The sequence below is a fragment of the Streptomyces sp. SID14515 genome, from assembly GCF_010548505.1.
GTDB lineage: Bacteria > Actinomycetota > Actinomycetes > Streptomycetales > Streptomycetaceae > Streptomyces > Streptomyces caviscabies.
Genome location: NZ_JAAGMH010000105.1, coordinates 16,749 through 33,842, shown reverse-complemented (window position 1 = coordinate 33,842; position 17,094 = coordinate 16,749). Strand labels below are relative to the sequence as shown.

Annotated in this window: 18 protein-coding genes; 12 read left to right on the top strand and 6 right to left on the bottom strand. The window is 70.7% G+C overall.

Annotated features, from left to right (window positions below; translation table 11 throughout):
* Positions 1 to 87: 87 nt before the first annotated feature.
* From sdhC to G3I54_RS23320, 9 genes are all read left to right on the top strand, one after another.
* Positions 88 to 468, top strand: a complete 381-nt coding sequence (gene sdhC, locus G3I54_RS23360) for a succinate dehydrogenase, cytochrome b556 subunit (protein WP_097868837.1) — start codon at positions 88 to 90, stop codon at positions 466 to 468.
* Positions 469 to 473: 5 nt separating this feature from the next.
* Positions 474 to 956, top strand: a complete 483-nt coding sequence (locus tag G3I54_RS23355) for a succinate dehydrogenase hydrophobic membrane anchor subunit (protein WP_103509707.1) — start codon at positions 474 to 476, stop codon at positions 954 to 956.
* A gap of 29 nt (positions 957 to 985) precedes the next feature.
* The gene (gene sdhA, locus G3I54_RS23350; RefSeq protein WP_164616827.1) at positions 986 to 2,740 is read left to right on the top strand and encodes a succinate dehydrogenase flavoprotein subunit; all 1,755 of its coding nucleotides are present in this window, start codon (positions 986 to 988) and stop codon (positions 2,738 to 2,740) included.
* The gene (locus tag G3I54_RS23345) at positions 2,740 to 3,507 is read left to right on the top strand and encodes a succinate dehydrogenase iron-sulfur subunit (protein ID WP_164616826.1); all 768 of its coding nucleotides are present in this window, start codon (positions 2,740 to 2,742) and stop codon (positions 3,505 to 3,507) included. Before sdhA ends, G3I54_RS23345 begins: the two co-directional genes overlap by 1 nt.
* A 141-nt stretch (positions 3,508 to 3,648) precedes the next feature.
* Positions 3,649 to 4,248 carry a hypothetical protein gene (locus G3I54_RS23340; RefSeq protein WP_164616825.1) on the top strand — a complete coding sequence of 200 codons (600 nt, stop codon included), beginning with the start codon at positions 3,649 to 3,651 and terminating at the stop codon, positions 4,246 to 4,248.
* Positions 4,249 to 4,264: 16 nt separating this feature from the next.
* Positions 4,265 to 5,110, top strand: coding sequence for a hypothetical protein (locus tag G3I54_RS23335; protein WP_164616824.1), 846 nt, complete (start codon positions 4,265 to 4,267; stop codon positions 5,108 to 5,110).
* Positions 5,111 to 5,232: 122 nt separating this feature from the next.
* Entirely contained in the window at positions 5,233 to 5,667 is a 435-nt protein-coding gene (locus G3I54_RS23330; RefSeq protein ID WP_164616823.1) for a hypothetical protein, read from the top strand.
* Between the two features lie 5 nt (positions 5,668 to 5,672).
* Positions 5,673 to 6,146 (top strand): DCC1-like thiol-disulfide oxidoreductase family protein, encoded by a 474-nt coding sequence (locus G3I54_RS23325; protein WP_343240401.1) that lies wholly within the window; start codon positions 5,673 to 5,675, stop codon positions 6,144 to 6,146.
* Positions 6,147 to 6,156: 10 nt separating this feature from the next.
* A complete protein-coding gene (locus G3I54_RS23320) occupies positions 6,157 to 6,903 on the top strand; it encodes a TetR family transcriptional regulator (protein WP_164616822.1) in 747 nt (248 codons plus the stop codon).
* Between the two features lie 17 nt (positions 6,904 to 6,920).
* Here the strand turns inward: G3I54_RS23320 and G3I54_RS23315 are convergent, their stop codons facing one another.
* The 3 genes from G3I54_RS23315 to G3I54_RS39695 all read right to left on the bottom strand — a co-directional run bounded on the left by G3I54_RS23315 (position 6,921) and on the right by G3I54_RS39695 (position 10,420).
* Positions 6,921 to 8,474, bottom strand: a complete 1,554-nt coding sequence (locus G3I54_RS23315) for an ABC transporter substrate-binding protein (RefSeq protein ID WP_164616821.1) — start codon at positions 8,472 to 8,474, stop codon at positions 6,921 to 6,923.
* A gap of 272 nt (positions 8,475 to 8,746) precedes the next feature.
* Positions 8,747 to 10,141, bottom strand: a complete 1,395-nt coding sequence (locus tag G3I54_RS23310) for a metallophosphoesterase (RefSeq protein ID WP_164616948.1) — start codon at positions 10,139 to 10,141, stop codon at positions 8,747 to 8,749.
* Between the two features lie 33 nt (positions 10,142 to 10,174).
* Positions 10,175 to 10,420: a hypothetical protein gene (locus G3I54_RS39695; protein ID WP_030084543.1), complete on the bottom strand. Its 246-nt coding sequence runs from the start codon at positions 10,418 to 10,420 to the stop codon at positions 10,175 to 10,177.
* A 133-nt stretch (positions 10,421 to 10,553) separates the two neighbouring features.
* Between G3I54_RS39695 and G3I54_RS23305 the strand changes: the two genes are divergently transcribed.
* Positions 10,554 to 11,912, top strand: a complete 1,359-nt coding sequence (locus G3I54_RS23305) for a D-alanyl-D-alanine carboxypeptidase (RefSeq protein WP_343240400.1) — start codon at positions 10,554 to 10,556, stop codon at positions 11,910 to 11,912.
* Here the strand turns inward: G3I54_RS23305 and G3I54_RS23300 are convergent.
* The gene (locus tag G3I54_RS23300; RefSeq protein WP_164616819.1) at positions 11,909 to 12,901 is read right to left on the bottom strand and encodes a YihY/virulence factor BrkB family protein; all 993 of its coding nucleotides are present in this window, start codon (positions 12,899 to 12,901) and stop codon (positions 11,909 to 11,911) included. The genes G3I54_RS23305 and G3I54_RS23300 overlap by 4 nt on opposite strands.
* Positions 12,902 to 13,073: 172 nt before the next feature.
* On the opposite strand from G3I54_RS23300, the gene G3I54_RS23295 reads away from it, so the two are divergent.
* Both G3I54_RS23295 and G3I54_RS23290 read left to right on the top strand, forming a co-directional pair.
* Positions 13,074 to 14,438 (top strand): FAD-binding oxidoreductase, encoded by a 1,365-nt coding sequence (locus G3I54_RS23295; RefSeq protein ID WP_164616818.1) that lies wholly within the window; start codon positions 13,074 to 13,076, stop codon positions 14,436 to 14,438.
* 51 nt (positions 14,439 to 14,489) lie between these two features.
* Positions 14,490 to 15,245, top strand: coding sequence for a decaprenylphospho-beta-D-erythro-pentofuranosid-2-ulose 2-reductase (locus G3I54_RS23290; RefSeq protein WP_164616817.1), 756 nt, complete (start codon positions 14,490 to 14,492; stop codon positions 15,243 to 15,245).
* 47 nt (positions 15,246 to 15,292) lie between these two features.
* On the opposite strand, the gene G3I54_RS23285 is transcribed toward G3I54_RS23290, so the two are convergent.
* Both G3I54_RS23285 and trpS read right to left on the bottom strand, forming a co-directional pair.
* Complete coding sequence (locus G3I54_RS23285; protein ID WP_164616816.1) at positions 15,293 to 15,895, bottom strand: 2'-5' RNA ligase family protein; 603 nt, start codon at positions 15,893 to 15,895, stop codon at positions 15,293 to 15,295.
* Positions 15,896 to 16,019: 124 nt separating this feature from the next.
* Positions 16,020 to 17,078 (bottom strand): tryptophan--tRNA ligase, encoded by a 1,059-nt coding sequence (trpS, locus tag G3I54_RS23280; RefSeq protein ID WP_203687055.1) that lies wholly within the window; start codon positions 17,076 to 17,078, stop codon positions 16,020 to 16,022.
* Positions 17,079 to 17,094: the final 16 nt, after the last annotated feature.

Below are 17,094 nucleotides of genomic sequence, written 5' to 3'. Positions count from 1 at the left end.
TGGCCGGGGCCGGTGGACCGTACCCGGCCGGGTCAGACCGACAGTCAAGCCGGCCGACCCCAATCCCCGCTCCCGGAGGGTTCTTCCGTGCCGGCTGGAACGCTGTACCGCGGCCGGGAAGGCATGTGGTCCTGGGTGGCTCATCGAGTCACCGGTGTCCTCATTTTCTTCTTCCTGTTCGTACATGTTTTGGACACCGCTCTCGTCCGCGTCTCCCCCGAGGCCTACGACGAAGTCGTGGCCACGTACAAGACGCCGATCGTCGCGCTCCTCGAATACGGCCTCGTGGCCGCGATTCTCTTCCACGCGCTGAACGGTCTCCGGATCATCGCCGTGGACTTCTGGGCCAAGGGCCCGCGACTCCAGAAGCAGATGCTCTGGACCGTGGTGGGCATCTGGATCGTGCTGATGGTCGGGGCCCTGTACCCCGTCCTCGGTCACGCCGTACGCGACGTCTTCGGGAGCTGAGGCCCATGTCCAGCGAGACTTCTTCCGCAGCCGCGATCGGCGACGTCGAAGGCGTGAGCCTGTTCGACGTCGACCACCCGGCCCCGGTGATCGAGCCCCCGCGCAAGCGCACGGGCAAGACGCCCAAGGGTTCGCGCACCAACTTCGAGATGTACGCCTGGCTCTTCATGCGCCTGTCGGGCATCGTCCTGACCGTCCTCGTCATCGGCCACCTGCTGATCCAGCTGGTGCTCGACGGCGGCGTCTCCAAGATCGGCTTCGCCTTCGTGGCGGGCCGCTGGGCCTCGCCGTTCTGGCAGGTCTGGGACCTGACGATGCTGTGGCTCGCCATGCTCCACGGCGCCAACGGCCTCCGTACGGTCATCAACGACTACGCCGAACGGGACAACACCCGCTTCTGGCTGAAGATGCTCCTGTACACCGCCACGGTGTTCACCGTCCTGCTGGGCACGCTGGTGATCTTCACCTTCGACCCGAACATTCGCTAGGCGCCGGGACAGAGGGACCAGAGGAAACCATGCAGATCCACAAGTACGACACCGTCATCGTCGGCGCCGGCGGCGCCGGCATGCGCGCGGCCATCGAGTCGACCAAGCGCAGCCGTACCGCCGTGCTGACGAAGCTCTACCCCACCCGCTCCCACACGGGCGCCGCGCAGGGCGGCATGGCCGCCGCGCTGGCCAACGTGGAGGAGGACAACTGGGAGTGGCACACCTTCGACACGATCAAGGGCGGCGACTACCTGGTCGACCAGGACGCCGCCGAGATCCTCGCGAAGGAGGCCATCGACGCCGTCCTCGACCTGGAGAAGATGGGCCTGCCGTTCGGCCGCACGCCCGAGGGCAAGATCGACCAGCGCCGCTTCGGCGGTCACACCCGTAGCCATGGTGAGGCCCCGGTCCGTCGCGCCTGCTACTCGGGCGACCGCACCGGCCACATGATCCTCCAGACGCTGTACCAGAACTGCGTCAAGGAGGGCGTGGAGTTCTTCAACGAGTTCTACGTCCTGGACCAGCTGATCACCGAGGTAGACGGGGTCAAGAAGTCCTCCGGCGTCGTCGCGTACGAGCTGGCGACCGGCGAGATCCACGTCTTCCAGGCGAAGTCGGTCATCTACGCCTCCGGCGGCACCGGCAAGTTCTTCAAGGTGACGTCCAACGCGCACACCCTGACCGGTGACGGCCAGGCCGCCTGCTACCGGCGCGGTCTGCCGCTGGAGGACATGGAGTTCTTCCAGTTCCACCCGACGGGCATCTGGCGCATGGGCATCCTGCTGACGGAGGGCGCCCGCGGTGAGGGCGGCATCCTCCGCAACAAGGACGGCGAGCGCTTCATGGAGAAGTACGCGCCCGTCATGAAGGACCTCGCGTCCCGTGACGTCGTGTCCCGCTCCATCTACACGGAGATCCGTGAGGGCCGCGGCTGCGGTCCCGCCGGTGACCACGTCTACCTGGACCTCACCCACCTGCCGCCGGAGCAGCTGGACGCCAAGCTTCCGGACATCACCGAGTTCGCGCGGACGTACCTCGGCATCGAGCCCTACACGGACCCGATCCCGATCCAGCCGACCGCGCACTACGCCATGGGCGGCATCCCGACCAACGTCGAGGGCGAGGTGCTGGCCGACAACACCACCGTCGTCCCGGGCCTGTACGCCGCCGGCGAGGTCGCCTGTGTCTCCGTGCACGGCGCCAACCGCCTGGGCACCAACTCGCTGCTCGACATCAACGTCTTCGGCAAGCGCTCGGGCATCGCCGCCGCCGAGTACGCGGCGAAGAACGACTTCGTCGAGCTGCCCGAGAACCCGGCCCAGCTCGTCGCCGACCAGGTCGAGCGGCTGCGCAACTCCACCGGCACCGAGCGCGTCGCGACGCTGCGCCTGGAGCTCCAGGAGTGCATGGACGCCAACGTGATGGTGTTCCGCACCGAGCAGACGATCAAGACGGCGGTCGACAAGATCGCCGAGCTGCGCGCGCGCTACCTGAACGTGTCCGTCCAGGACAAGGGCAAGCGGTTCAACACCGACCTGCTGGAGGCCATCGAGCTGGGCAACCTGCTCGACCTGGCCGAGGTCATGGCGGTCTCCGCGCTCGCCCGCAAGGAGTCCCGCGGCGGTCACTACCGCGAGGACTACCCCAACCGCGACGACGTCAACTTCATGCGCCACACCATGGCGTACCGAGAGGTGGCCGCCGACGGCGCCGAGTCGATCCGGCTCGACTACAAGCCGGTCGTGACGACCCGCTACCAGCCGATGGAGCGTAAGTACTGATGGCTACCCCGACCCTGGACAAGACCGACAAGGCCGAGGCCGGCTTCGCCGACTCGCCGTTCATCACGGCCACGTTCCGGATCCGCCGCTTCAACCCCGAGGTGTCGGACGAGGTCCAGTGGCAGGACTTCCAGATCGAGATCGACCCGAAGGAGCGTGTCCTCGACGCCCTTCACAAGATCAAGTGGGAGCTCGACGGAACCCTGACGTTCCGCCGTTCCTGCGCCCACGGCATCTGTGGTTCCGACGCGATGCGGATCAACGGCAAGAACAGGCTCGCCTGCAAGACGCTGATCAAGGACATCAACCCGGACAAGCCGATCATGGTGGAGGCCATCAAGGGCCTCACGGTCCTCAAGGACCTCGTGGTCGACATGGACCCGTTCTTCCAGGCGTACCACGATGTCATGCCCTTCCTCATCACCAAGGGGAACGAGCCGACCCGCGAGCGTCTGCAGTCCCCCGAGGACCGCGAGCGGTTCGACGACACCACCAAGTGCATCCTGTGCGCCGCGTGCACGTCCTCGTGCCCGGTGTTCTGGAACGACGGCCAGTACTTCGGCCCGGCGGCGATCGTCAACGCGCACCGCTTCATCTTCGACTCGCGCGACGAGGCCGGCGAGCAGCGTCTGGAGATCCTCAACGACCGTGACGGCGTGTGGCGTTGCCGCACCACGTTCAACTGCACGGACGCCTGCCCGCGTGGCATCGAGGTCACCAAGGCGATCCAGGAGGTGAAGCGCGCGCTCATCACGCGTCGCTTCTGACCCTCCCGTAACGCTTGTTACGTCGACAGGCCCCGTCCCCGCAGCCTCACCGCTGCCGGAGGCGGGGCCTGTTGCTGCGCCCGGGACGCGCGAGCGGTACGGTTCAGCGGAGCTGAAGACCGAAAGAGAACGGGGATCGTCGTGAGCGAGCCGAATCCGTACGCGGACGACGCGTACAAGTGGGGCCCGCCCCAGCAGCCGGGCCACCAGCCCACCGTGGCCGACGGCCAGGGCTACGGGTACCCGGCGCCGGGCGCCCCGCCCGCGTACGGCTATCCGCAGCAGCTGCCGGAGTCCGCGGCCCAGCCCGGCCCCGGTTACGGGTACCCCAACGCGGCGCAGCCGACGATGCCCGGCCAGTACCTCCCGGTGCCGCAGGGCGTGCCCGGCCAGGGCGGGGTGCCGGTGCTGGCGATCGGCGACATCACCGTGATGAGCGACGCGATCGTCACCCCGTCCGGCTCGATGCCGCTCAAGGGCGCGGTCTGGACGGCCACGGACATGTCGCGCACGGAGGAGAAGATTCCGACGCACGCGGTCGTGCTGGCGATCATCTTCGCGCTGTTCTGCCTGATCGGGCTGCTGTTCCTGCTGATGAAGGAGAAGCGGACCACCGGCTTCATCCAGGTCACGGTCACCAGCGGCGGCCGGCACCACTCCACGATGATCCCGGCCGTCGGCCCGTACACCTTCCCCGCGGTGATGGGCCAGCTGAACCAGGCCCGTTCCATGAGCGCCTGAGTCGCGGGGCCCGCCCATGGCACGTTTCGAGCACACGGTCTCCGTGGCCGCCCTCGACCGCGGCTGGTTCGAGGAGGCCGCCGGGCATGTGGTGGACCTCTTCGAGGCCTCCCGCGAGCAGGGCGGTGCGATCCTGCTGCCCGACGGGCGCCCGATCCACGGCCTCCGGCTGCTGAAGGGGCGTCATCTGCAACCGGGGGCGGAGTACGGGGAGATACCGGAGCCGGAGAAGGATACGGAAGGCGCCCCGGAAGCAGCCGTCCTGCGCGAGTGGCGGCCCTCCCGCGCCATCGAGGTGGAGAGCCGCGTGGCGGAGGAGGGCATGTCCATGCGGGTGGGGGTACGGCTGCGCGAGCCCCGGGCCCCCAAGGCGCTGGAGGTGTCCCTGGACGGGCACAACCCGCAGGGCGGTTCGCTCTACCGCTTCTCGGGGCGCGCCAAGGCCGATCTGCACGCCTGGTGGGCGGCGCTGGACCGGGCGTCGTCGGCGCCCCCGCCTGCCCGGGCCCCCGTCGTCGGCAAGGCGGTGCACCGGCTGGGCAAGGCCCGCCTGACGGTGACCCCGCGCCCGGCCGAGGACGGCTCCTGGCACGTCACCGTCGTGCTGAGCGTGCGCGGGCGGTGGCTGCTGCGGCCGGTCGCGGGGGTGGCGCTGTTCTTCGCCCGGAAGCCGGTCGAGCGGGGGTTCCGGGAGGCGGTGGACTCCTCGGTGGAGGAGTGGGCCGAGATGCTGGCGGAGCTGCCGTCGCTGCACGGTGAGGCGCTGCGCGCGGAGATCGCGGACGCACTGACCGAGCCGCCGGAGCCGGTGGATTCGGTGGATTCGGTGGAACAGACCGAGCCGCTGCCCAAGTCTCTCTAGAGCACAGTCTTTTCAGAACGCCTCATTCACACCCTCCCAGGACCCCTTCTTGAACATGTTCAAGAAGGGGTCTACAGTCATGCCCACAAGCATTTTTGAACGCGTTCAAGGGAGGGTGGGGCATGGACCTCACTGTTGTCGCGTACGTCATCTACCTGCTGATCACCGTGGCGCTCACCGTCTGGGTCGCCCGCACGCTCAGCCGCAACGGGCGGATCTTCCTCGCCGATGTGCTGCACGGGAACGAGAAGCTCGCGGACGCCGTCAACCACCTGCTGGTGGTCGGCTTCTACCTGGTCAACCTCGGGTTCGTCACGCTCTATCTGAAGAACGCCGACGGGGTGGCCAACGCCCGCGAGCTGTTCGAGGCCCTCTCGGTGAAGGTGGGCGTGGTCCTGCTGGTGCTCGGCATCATGCACCTGGGCAATGTGTGGGTGCTCAGCCGCATCCGCCGCCGCAGCGCGCTGGAGCGCGAGCAGACGCCGCCCGTACCGCCGCAGGGCTGGACGCCTCCGGCCGCCCAGGGCCCGTGGGCCGCGCCCGCGCCCGGGCGGTGAGTCCGGTGACCGGGGCGCCGCCCACCGCCGTACAGCCCGGGCCCGCTCCCGTACACCCCGGGCCCGCCCCCGTACGACGGCTCACCGTGCTCTACGATGCGCGGTGCCCGCTCTGCGTCCATCTGCGGCACTGGCTCCAGCGGCAGCGGCAGCTCGTCCCGCTGGATCTCGTACCGGCCGGATCGGCCGAGGCGCGGCGGCGGTTCCCGGAGCTGGACCACGCGGCGACGCTGGCGGAGATCACCGTGGTCGGCGACCTGGGGCAGGTCTACCGGGAGGCCGCCGCCTGGATCGTCTGTCTGTGGGCGCTCGCCGAGTACCGCTCCAGGGCCCACTGGCTGACCACCCCGGCGGGCCGGCCCTTCGCCCGGGGCACGGTGCTCGCCGCCGCCCGCTACCGCTCCAGGGTGCTGCCGCCCTGCGCCCCCGGGGCCCGCGAGTGCGCCGCCCCGCCCGGAGGACCGTGGGGCCCCCGTTAACCTTGGGCCCGTGGTGAAGGAAGAGAAGAACGTGCAGGAGAACAAGCCGGCCAAGGCCGCGAAGAGCGAGCAGACCCGCACGCTGATTCTCGAAACGGCGCTCCGGCTCTTCGCGGAGCGCGGCTACGACCGGACGACCATGCGGGCCATCGCCCAGGAGGCGGGCGTCTCGGTCGGGAACGCCTACTACTACTTCTCCTCGAAGGAGCACCTGGTCCAGGGCTTCTACGACCGGATCGCCGGCGAACACGCGGCGGCGGTCCGGCCCGTGCTGGAGGGCGACGGCGATCTGACCGTACGGATCAGGGGGGTGCTGCTCGGCTGGCTGGACGTGGCGGAGCCGTATCACCGCTTCGCCGCGCAGTTCTTCAAGAACGCGGCCGATCCGGACAGTCCGCTCTCGCCGTTCTCCGAGGACTCGGTGGCCGCCCGTGACGCGGCGATCTCCATCCATGAGCGCTGCATCGCCGGGGCGGACGTCAAGAGTGATCCGGAACTGGCTCCGCTGCTGCCGCAGTTGATGTGGCTGATGCAGATGGGGCTGGTGCTGTTCTGGGTGTACGACCGGACCGAGGGCACCGAGCGCAGCCGCCGGCTGGTCGAGCGCACCGCGCCGATCGCCGCACGGGCCATCGCGCTCTCCCGGTTCCGGGTGCTGCGACCGCTGGTGCGGCAGATCCACGGGCTGCTGGTGGAGTTCCTGCCGGGTACGGCGACGGCCGGGCCCCGGGACGCTGCCCGGGGCCCGGCCGACTGACGCACCGGTCGGATCCGTCAGATCCAGCTGAGCTCCCACAGGCGCCAGGTGCCGGTGCCGTCGGAGAGGTACTGGGAGCCGGCGACGTCGGACTTGGCGACGACGTAGTCCTTCTTCTGCCACAGCGGCAGCAGCGGGACGTCCTCGCCGACGAGCTCCTGCATGTCCTTGAAGTCGCCGGAGGTGCGGCTGCGGTCGCTGAACTGCTGCGTGGCGGCGATCAGCTGGTCCATCTTCTTGCTGGAGTAGCCGCTGTGCAGGACGTTTCCGGTGCCGACGAGCGGCTGGCTGAAGGTGTCGGGGTCCGGGAAGTCGGGGAACCAGCCGACGGTGTACATGTCGTACTTACCGGCGGCGTACTCCTTCTGGTACTTCGTCCACTCCACGGCCTCGACCGAGACCTTGAACAGCCCGTCCTTCTCCATCTGACGCCGCAGCTCGGCGGTCTCCTTGGTGTACATGTCGCCCTCGCGGTACGCGAATTTGATGGCGACCGGCGTCTCCACCCCGGCCTGCCGCAGCAGTTGCTCGGCACGCTTGGGGTCGGAGGACGGGTACGCGTCGAAGAACGGGGTGCTGTGCCCGATGTAGCCGGTGGGGATCAGCGAGTACAGCGGGTCGACCGTGCCCTGGTAGACCTTCCGGACCAGAGGGCCCCGGTCGAGCAGCGCGGCGACGGCCTGGCGGACCTTCTTGTCGCCGAACGGAGAGTTCGTGCGGGAGTTGAAGATGATGTTGCGGATCTCGGCGCTGGCCGCCTCGGTCACCCGTACGTCCGGGTCGTTCGCGTTCAGTCCGGCGAGCGTCTCGGACGGCAGCTGGCGGTGGGCGATGTCCACATCGCCGCTGTCCCAGGACGTCTGCAGGTCCTCGGAGGTCTTGAAGTAGCGGATGGTGACCGCTTCGCCGGTCCGCTTGAGCGCACCCTTGTACTTCAGGTTGGGCACCAGCTCGGCGCGGTTCCCCGACTCGTACGACTTGAGGACGTACGGGCCGGAGCCGTCGACCTGGTTGCCCGGACGGAGCTTGTCCTCGGGGTACTTGGTCGGGTCGACGATCGCCGCGGCGCCGGTGGCGATCTTCTGCGGGAAGGTCGCGTCCCTGCCGGACAGGTTGAACGTGATCGTGCGGCCCTCGGTGGTCACCGACTTGAGAGTGGGGAAGAGACCCGCGGGACCGACGTCCGACTTGATCGTGAAGATCCGGTCGAAGGAGTGCTTGACGTCCTCGGCGGTGATCTTGCGGCCGTTGGAGAAGGTCAGGTCGTCACGGAGCTTGCACTGGTACGTCTGGAGCTTCTGCCCGACGAACCCGCAGCTCTCGGCGGCGTCCGGCTCCGGCGTGACGGCGTTGGGCTTGAAGGTCATCAGCGACTGGTAGATGTTGCTGTAGATCGCCCAGGAACCCGCGTCGTACGCGCCGGCCGGGTCGAGGGAGGTGACGACATCCGATGTCCCGACGGTGATCGCATCGGTCTTCGCCTCCCCCGACGGGAGCAGTTGCCAGGCGCCGACGCCCGCTATGACCAATACCGCGAGAATCGCGAGAATCCGTACCCGGACCGACCGCATTGCCGTGCTCTCCCTTACCAGCCCCACCTCGGCGGTCGCGTGTCAGACGCGCACATCGCCGCATGTTCGCGCTTACCCAATCACACGATTTTCACATCTGGAAGAGTAAATGGGGCACTCACAGCCTTTTATTGGACACGTACGGGAACCCCTGTCCGAAAAGGCTGTTTCCTGCCTTCGACCTGCGGGTTTCCGTAGCTGACGGTGACCCTTCGGTGTGGATTCCATGACGACGGATCCGGGGCTTCCGAGCCGTCGCACCCGCAACGGAACTACGCCTGACGGGAGGCGAGCTCCACGACGGTGATGTCGGACGGGGCGCCCACCCGCACCGGCGGGCCCCAGGCGCCCGCACCGCGCGAGACGAAGAGCTGGGTGTCGCCGTAGCGTTCGAGCCCGGCGACGGTGGGGTTGGCCAGCTCGGCGAGGAGGTTGCCGGGCCAGAGCTGTCCGCCGTGGGTGTGGCCGGAGAGCTGGAGGTCGACGCCGTGCTCGACGGCGTCGTGGATGACGACGGGCTGGTGCGCGAGGAGGACGGAGGCGCGGCCCCGGTCCCGGTCGCCCAGCGCCTTCCCGAAGTCGGGCCCCTGGCCCTCGGTCTCGCCGGCCACGTCGTTGACGCCCGCGAGGTCGAAGCCCTCGATCTCGACCCGGGCGTTCTCCAGCGGGTGCAGGCCCAGTTCCCGGACGTGGTCGACCCACTGCTCGGCGCCGGAGAAGTACTCGTGGTTGCCGGTGACGAAGAAGCTGCCGTGCCGGGCGCGCAGGGCCGCCAGCGGTTCGGCGGCGGAGCCCAGGTCCGCGACGGACCCGTCGACGAGGTCGCCGACGACGGCGACCAGGTCGGGCGAGGTCCGGTTGATCGTGTCGACGATCCGGCGGGTGTGGGCGCGGCCGAGGATCGGGCCGATGTGGATGTCGCTGACCACGGCGATCCGGAAGCCGTGGGCGGCGCGGGGCAGTTTGGCCAGCGGGACGGTGATCCGCCGGACGCTCGGCCCGCGCAGCACGCCGTATGTGCCGTACCCGACGGTGGCGAGTCCGGCGGCGGCCGCCGCGCCGCCGACGACCCGGGAGACGAAGAGCCGGCGGGAGGGGTGGGGGGCGGAGGCGGGCGGGGCGTCGGCCGCGGGCTTCGGAGCCGCCTCCGCTTCCGTTTCCGGTCCTGTCGAGGCTTCCGTTTCCGGTTCCGTCACGGGTTCCGGCGCTGTACGCACCGCCGCTTCCGAGGCACCGGCCGAGCGGGACGGCACCAGCTCCTCGGTACGGGGACGGGTCTCTTCCGGGACCTCGGCGAGGGTTCCGGAAGGCGTTCCGCTTTCGGCCGCGGGCTCCGTGGCGGTCACCCTGTCGCGCCGGGCGAGGACCCGCAGGAGAACCGGACGTACGACCTCGCCCACGAGCAGCGCCAGCGTCAGATACAGCAGGCAGGCCAGCCACAGGAAGCCCGGCCAGGCCAGCACCTGCTGGAGCCAGAAGGGGGCGCCCACCCGGCCGGACGTCATGGCGCCGACGCTCAGCAGGGGCAGCACGAAGGCGGCGACGGTGCCCGCCCGCCGCAGCGGACTGCCCGGCGCCGTCGTGTCACCGACGAAGCGCCGCCACAGATACCGGTGCACGGTGCCGAGCAACGCCAGCACCACGAGCCCCACCAGGGCGAAGACCACTGCAGCCATCCGAGCTTCCCCATGTTCCCGTCGTCATGCGCGCTTGTCGCGCAAAGCCCGGACTCCACGCAACCCGATCACGCCGACCGCCGTCCCCAGAAGAAAGGACGTGATGGCGAGCAGCAGGTGCACCCAGAAGTACCCGGTCGGTTCGCCCGCGTCGTCGAAGGCGAGCCCGCTGCCGTCCTGCCACAGGTTCTTGACGAAAGTGATCCAGATGAACCAGCTCCACACCCCGAACGCGAGCAGGAACCAGGACACGCGGCGGCTGAGCTTCATGGGTCCAGTATCGCCGCCGCCCCCCGGGCCCCTCCCCCGGGGTGGCGTCCGAACGGGGCTGTCCCGGCGTTCCCTGCGGCGGGTCAGGCGGTCCGGCTCCGCATCCACATCTTCGCCCTGTACGTTTCCGACCGTGCCTGCTCTGAAAAAGATCGCCCTGACGGTCACCTCCGCCGCTTTGTTGTCCGGTTTCGTCCTCAGTCCCGCCGCGGCGGCCGACAAGGACAAGAGCGACGACAAACAGCCCAAGCCGCCGGGCATCATGTCCAGCCTCGGCGGGGAGCGGCTCAGCATGTCCGGCACCCAGGTCAATCTGGGTCCGGGGGTGCCGGTGCTGCCCAAGGAGCTGACGGGCCGGTCGTGGATCGTCGCGGACGCGGAGAACGGGGACGTCCTGGCGGCGCACAACTCGCACTGGCGGCTGCCGCCGGCCTCCACCCTGAAGATGCTCTTCGCGGACACGGTCCTGCCCGCGCTCCAGCCCACCGACACCCACAAGGTGACGGAGAGCGAGCTGGCCGGGGTCGGCGAGGGGAGCAGCCTCGTCGGGATCAAGGAGGACCACACCTACACGGTCCACGACCTGTGGCTCGGGGTGTTCCTGCGGTCGGGCAACGACGCGGTGCACGTCCTCTCCGAGATGTACGGCGGTGTCCCGCAGACGGTGGCCGCGATGCAGAAGCACGCGGAGGAGCTCCAGGCCCTGGACACCGTGGTGGTCTCGCCCGACGGGTACGACGCGCCGCGCCAGGTCTCCAGCGCCTACGACCTGACCCTCATCGCCCGCAGCGGGCTCCAGAAGAAGGACTTCCGCGAGTACGCGGCGACCGCGTCGGCCGACTTCCCCGGCGAGAAGAAGAAGGGCAAGAAGCGCGAGTCGTTCGAGATCTCGAACACCAACCGGCTGATCACCGGGGACATCGGCGTGGACCCGTACAAGGGCATCGCGGGCGTCAAGAACGGCTACACCACCCACGCGGGCAACACCTTCACCGGCGTCGCCGAACGCAACGGCAAGGTCCTGCTGGTCACGGTGATGAACCCGTCGGCGGAGGAGAGCCACGCCGTCTACAAGGAGGCCGCCCACCTGCTCGACTGGGGCTTCGCCGCGAGCGGCAAGGTGACCCCGGTCGGCGAGCTGGTGCCGCCGAAGTCCGTGGACACCGGCACGGACACCGGGACCGGCGGCAAGGGCGCGGCGCCCGCCGCCGGCGCGGACCAGGGCTCGGGTGGCCAGGCGGAGGCCGCGCACGCGTCGGCCGCGAACGGCTCCAGCGGGGTCGGGATCGCCCTGGCGATCGTCGGCGGACTGCTGGTGCTCCTGGCCGGCGGGGTGTTCCTGGTCAACCGCCGCTGGCCGCTGCCCGGTCTGACCCGCCGCACCCCGGCCGCGAGCGACGACTCGACCGAGGCGGCCGGGACCACGGAGTCGGACGGGACCGCCGAGCCGACCGCCTCGGGCGCTCCGGCCGGGCCGGCCGACAAGGCCTAGGCGCGGGTGGAGCCGCCGGGCGCCTCGGCCCCGGCGGCTCCACCCGTCCCCGTCTCCGCCTCCGTCTCCGGCGCGCCCCGCGTCGCGTCCACGCCCTCTTCGCTCTCCTCGCCCTCTTCGCTCTCCTCGCCTTCCTCGCCCTTGCTGCCGGTCGCCGTCCAGGCGGCGCAGAACAGCAGCAGTTTCGCGGTGAAGTTGATCCACAGCAGCAGTGCGATCGGCACGCCGAACGCGCCGTACATGCTTTTGCCCGCGACCTCCCGCATATAGCTGCCGAGCAGCAGCTTGAGCAGTTCGAAGCCGACCGCCCCGAGCAGCGCCGCGACCATCAGCCGCCGCCGGGGCGGCTCCACCCCGGGCAGCAGCGTCAGCAGATAGAGCAGCAGCAGGAAGTCGGCGACGACCGCGACCGCCAGCGCGGCCACCCGCAGCAGCACGCCGCCCGCCCCGCCCTCGGGGATGCCGATCAGGTCGGCGGTCCGGCCGACCGCCATCGAGCCGACGGTGGAGACGGCCACGGTGGCGAGCACCGCACCGCCGAGGCCGACCAGCAGGACGGCGTCCTTCACCTTGGCGACGACGGGGTTGGCCTCCTGGACGTCGTCCAGCTCCCAGACCGCGCGCAGGCACTCGCGCATCGAGCCGACCCAGCCGACACCGGTGAACAGCAGCAGCGCACCGGCCACCAGCCCGACCGTGCCCGCGTTGGCGACCAGCCCGTCGATGCCCAGCTGGTCGGAGATGCCGGGCACCTGGTCGGCCAGCTTGTCCTTGATGGTGTCCAGCTGCTTGTCGCTCAGCAGGGCGGCGGCGACGGCCGCGCCGACCGCGATGAGCGGGAAGAGGGCCAGAAAGCTGATGAAGGTGATCGCCGCCGCGAGCCTGGCCCAGTGGACCCGGTCCAGCCGCTCGTAGGAACGCCACGCGTGCGTCTCCATCAGCCGGGCGACCAGGGGCCCGATCACCGGGAGTTTCTTGAGCCAGTCCATGACGTAACGCGTACCCTCCTGGGCCCGGAACACCAGCGGCCCGCACCGGACTCTCCCGGACCCGTCCGGCGGATCTCCGTCACGCTTCGCTGACACTCACTCCATCACCCGTTCCGGTGAGCGAATTCACCAATGCCGCGAAGGGGATTTCCCGGACGATACGGTCACCCTCATGTCCGTCGACACGGTGTCCTTGACCGGCTGGGGCCGCACCGCCCCGACGACCGCCGTGCGGTTCCGCCCACGTACGCACGAGGAGGCGGCCGCCGTCGTCCGGGGGCGCGGGCCCCGGGGGGTGATCGCGCGCGGGCTGGGGCGGTCGCCCGGGGACGCGGCGCAGAACGCGGGCGGCTCGGTGCTCGACACGACGGGCCTGGCCCGGATCGGCACGGTCGACGCCGTCGCCGGGGTGGTGCGCTGCGACGCGGGGGTCAGCCTGGAGCGGCTGCTGCGGGTACTGCTGCCGCTCGGCTGGCTCCCGCCGGTCGTGCCGGGGACCGGCAGGGTGACGGTCGGCGGGGCGATCGGCTCCGATCTGCCCGGCCTCGACCATCGCCGGTCCGGTTCGTTCGCCCGGCAGGTCAGCGCCCTGGAGCTGCTCACCGCCGACGGCGAGGTGCGTACGGTGCTGCCGGGCACCGCCCTCTTCGACGCGACCGCCGGGGGCCTGGGGCTGACCGGGGTGATCCTGGGCGCCACGCTCCGCCTGCGGCGCGTGGCCACGGCCCTGATGTCCGTCTCCACCGAGCGCGCCGGGGATCTGGACGATCTGCTGGCCCGCTTCACCGCGGGCGGCGACCGGCTGCCGTACGGCTCCGCCTGGATCGACCTGATGGCCCGGGGCCGGGCGACCGGGCGCGGAATCCTCACCCGGGGGGAGCACGCACCCCCGGATGTGCGCCCGGCGCACGCGGGGCGCACTCTGCTGGCACCGCGCTCGGGAGGGCCCCGGGGGCGGCTCGCGCTCCCCGGCCTCCCGCCGCTGCCGGGCGGGCTGCTCGGCCCGGCCGCGGCCGCCCTGTACAACGAGGTCCGCTACCGCGGCGCACCCCGCGCGCGGACCGGTGAGCCGCGCCCGCTGCCCCTCTTCTTCCACGCGTCGGACGCCCTTCCGGACCCGCGCCCGCTCTACGGCCGGGGCGGCCTGGTGCGCTACCGGTTCGCCGTCGGGTACGGCCAGGAGGAGACCCTGCACCGGGTGGTGCGCCGGATCGCGGCGCGCCGGAGCCCCGCCGTGCGGGCCGTGCTCCAGCGGTTCGGGGCGGCGGACCCGGGCCCGCTGTCGTTCGCCGCGCCCGGCTGGTCCCTCGCGCTGGATCTGCCCGCGGCCCTGCCCGGTCTGGCCCGCTTCCTGGACGGCGTCGACGAGGAGGTGGCCGCCGCCGGGGGCCGGGTCTGCCTGGCGAAGGATTCCCGGATGCGGCCGGAGACGGTGGCCGCGATGTACCCGCGTCTCGCGGAGTTCCAGGAGCTGCGGGCGCGGCTGGACCCGACGGAGGCGTTCCGCTCCGACCTGGCGCGCCGGCTCGGCCTGTAGCCCCCCGACCGACCCGACCCCCGTTTCGCCCCACCTGACCAGGAGTTTTCCGTGAAGGATGCCTTCGGCGCCCCGCAGTCCCTGCTCGTCCTCGGCGGCACCTCGGAGATCGCCCTGGCCACCGCGCGCCGGCTGATCGCCCTGCGCACCCGCCGGGTCTGGCTGGCCGGGCGCCCCTCCCCGGCCCTGGAGTCGGCCGCCGCCGAGCTCCGCGGCCGGGGGGCGGACGTGCGGACCGTCGACTTCGACGCGCTGGACTCCGGCTCCCACGAGGTCGCCCTCGGCAAGGTCTTCGCGGAGGGCGACATCGACGTGGTGCTGATGGCGTTCGGCGTCCTCGGCGATCAGGCGCGGGACGAGGAGGAGCCGATGGCCGCGGTCCGGGTCGCCCAGACCAACTACACGGGGGCGGTCTCCGCGGGGCTGGTGTGCGCCGGCGCACTGCAGGCGCAGGGGCACGGTTCGCTGGTGGTGCTGTCCTCGGTGGCCGGGGAGCGCGCCCGGCGCGCGGACTTCATCTACGGCTCCAGCAAGGCGGGCCTCGACGCGTTCGCTCAGGGGCTCGGCGACGCGCTCCAGGGGACCGGGGTGCAGGTGATGGTCGTCCGCCCCGGTTTCGTACGGACGCGGGCCACGGCGGGGCGGCCGGAGCAGCCGCTCGCGACCGGCCCGGAGGAGGTCGCGGCGGCGATCGTCACGGGGCTGCGGCGGCGCTCGGAGACCGTGTGGGTGCCCGGTTCGCTCCGGGTGGTGATGGCGGCGCTGCGGCACGTCCCCCGCCCGCTGTTCCGCAGGCTGCCGCTCTAGCGGGTCCACCCGTTACGGGGCCCTCCCCGCAAGACGGCCCAGGTGGCTCAGGGCCGCAGCGACGGGGCCGACGACGACGCTTCGATCGTGTAGCCGCCCTGGGCGGGGACGGCGGGCGCCCCGCCGCCCGCTCCGAACGGGAAGTCCCGGAGCTTGCGCCAGACCGCGTCCGGGCCCTGCTCGTACAGCGCGAAGGAACCGCAGGTCCAGGCCGCCTCGTAGTCGGCGAGCTCCTCGTAGGCCCGGTCCATGGCCTCCTCGGCGATGCCGTGGGCCACGGTGACATGCGGGTGGTACGGGAACTGCAGCTCGCGCACCAGCGGTCCGGAGGCGTCCCGCACCCGCTTCTGGAGCCAGGAGCAGGCCGAGGCCCCCTCGACGACCTGGACGAAGACGACCGGCGACAGCGGGCGGAAGGTGCCGGTGCCGGACAGCCGCATCGGGAACGGGCGGCCGGCCGTGGCGATCCGGTCGAGGTGCGCCTCGATCGCCGGGAGGTCGGCCGACTGCGCCTCGGTCGGCGGCATGAGGGTGACGTGGGTGGGAATGCCGAAGGCGGCAGGGTCCCCGAAGCTCGCGCGGCGTTCCTGGAGCAGGCTGCCGTAGGGCTCCGGGACCGCGATCGAAACGCCGAGCGTTACGGTCCCCACGTCGTTCTCCTCCATCGTCGATGGTCGATTTCCGGTCATGCCGCGCGGGCCGGGTGTCCGGCCCGCGCGTTCCGCCGCCGCAAGTGTGACCCCTGCGGCCATGATCTCGCCAGGGTCCTTGGACTCAGTGCTTCGCGGGCAGGAAGCCCATCCGGTCGTACGTCTGTGCCAGCGTCTCCGCGGCGACGGCCCTGGCCTTCTCCGCTCCCTTGGCCAGGATGGAGTCCAGCGTCTCCGGGTCGTCCAGATATTCCTGGGTGCGGGTCCGGAAGGGAGTGACGAATTCCACCATGGCCTCGGCCAGGTCGGTCTTCAGCGCACCGTAGCCCTTGCCCTCGTAACTCCGTTCCAGATCCTCGACGGGGCTGCCGGAGAGGGTGGAGAGGATCGAGAGCAGGTTGCTGACGCCCGGCTTCTTCTCGGCGTCGAAGCGGATCACCGTGTCGGTGTCGGTGACCGCGCTCTTCACCTTCTTCGCGGTGACCTTCGGGTCGTCCAGCAGGTTGATGAGGCCCTTCGGCGTGGAGGCCGACTTGCTCATCTTCACCGCCGGGTCCTGGAGGTCGAAGATCTTCGCCGTCTCCTTGAGGATGTACGGCGCGGGGACGGTGAAGGTCTGTCCGTACCGGCCGTTGAACCGCTCGGCGAGGTCGCGGGTCAGCTCGATGTGCTGGCGCTGGTCCTCGCCCACCGGGACCTGGTTCGCCTGGTAGAGCAGGATGTCGGCGACCTGGAGCACCGGGTAGGTGAAGAGGCCGACGGTGGCCCGGTCGGCACCCTGCTTGGCGGACTTGTCCTTGAACTGCGTCATCCGGGAGGCCTCGCCGAAGCCGGTGAGGCAGTTCATCACCCAGCCGAGCTGGGCGTGCTCGGGCACATGGCTCTGGACGAAGAGTGTGCAGCGCTCCGGGTCCAGACCGGCCGCCAGCAGCTGCGCCACGGCGAGCCGGGTGTTGGCCCGCAGCTCGGCGGGGTCCTGCGGGATCGTGATCGCGTGCAGGTCCACGACCATGTAGAAGGCGTCGTGGCTCTCCTGCAGCGCCACCCACTGGCGCACCGCGCCCAGGTAGTTGCCGAGGTGGAACGAGCCTGCGGTGGGCTGGATCCCGGAGAGCACGCGCGGACGGGCGGCCGCACCGGTGCGGCCCGTCTGCGGCTGGTCGGTGGGGAGGTCAGAGGCCATGGCTCCATTGTCTCAG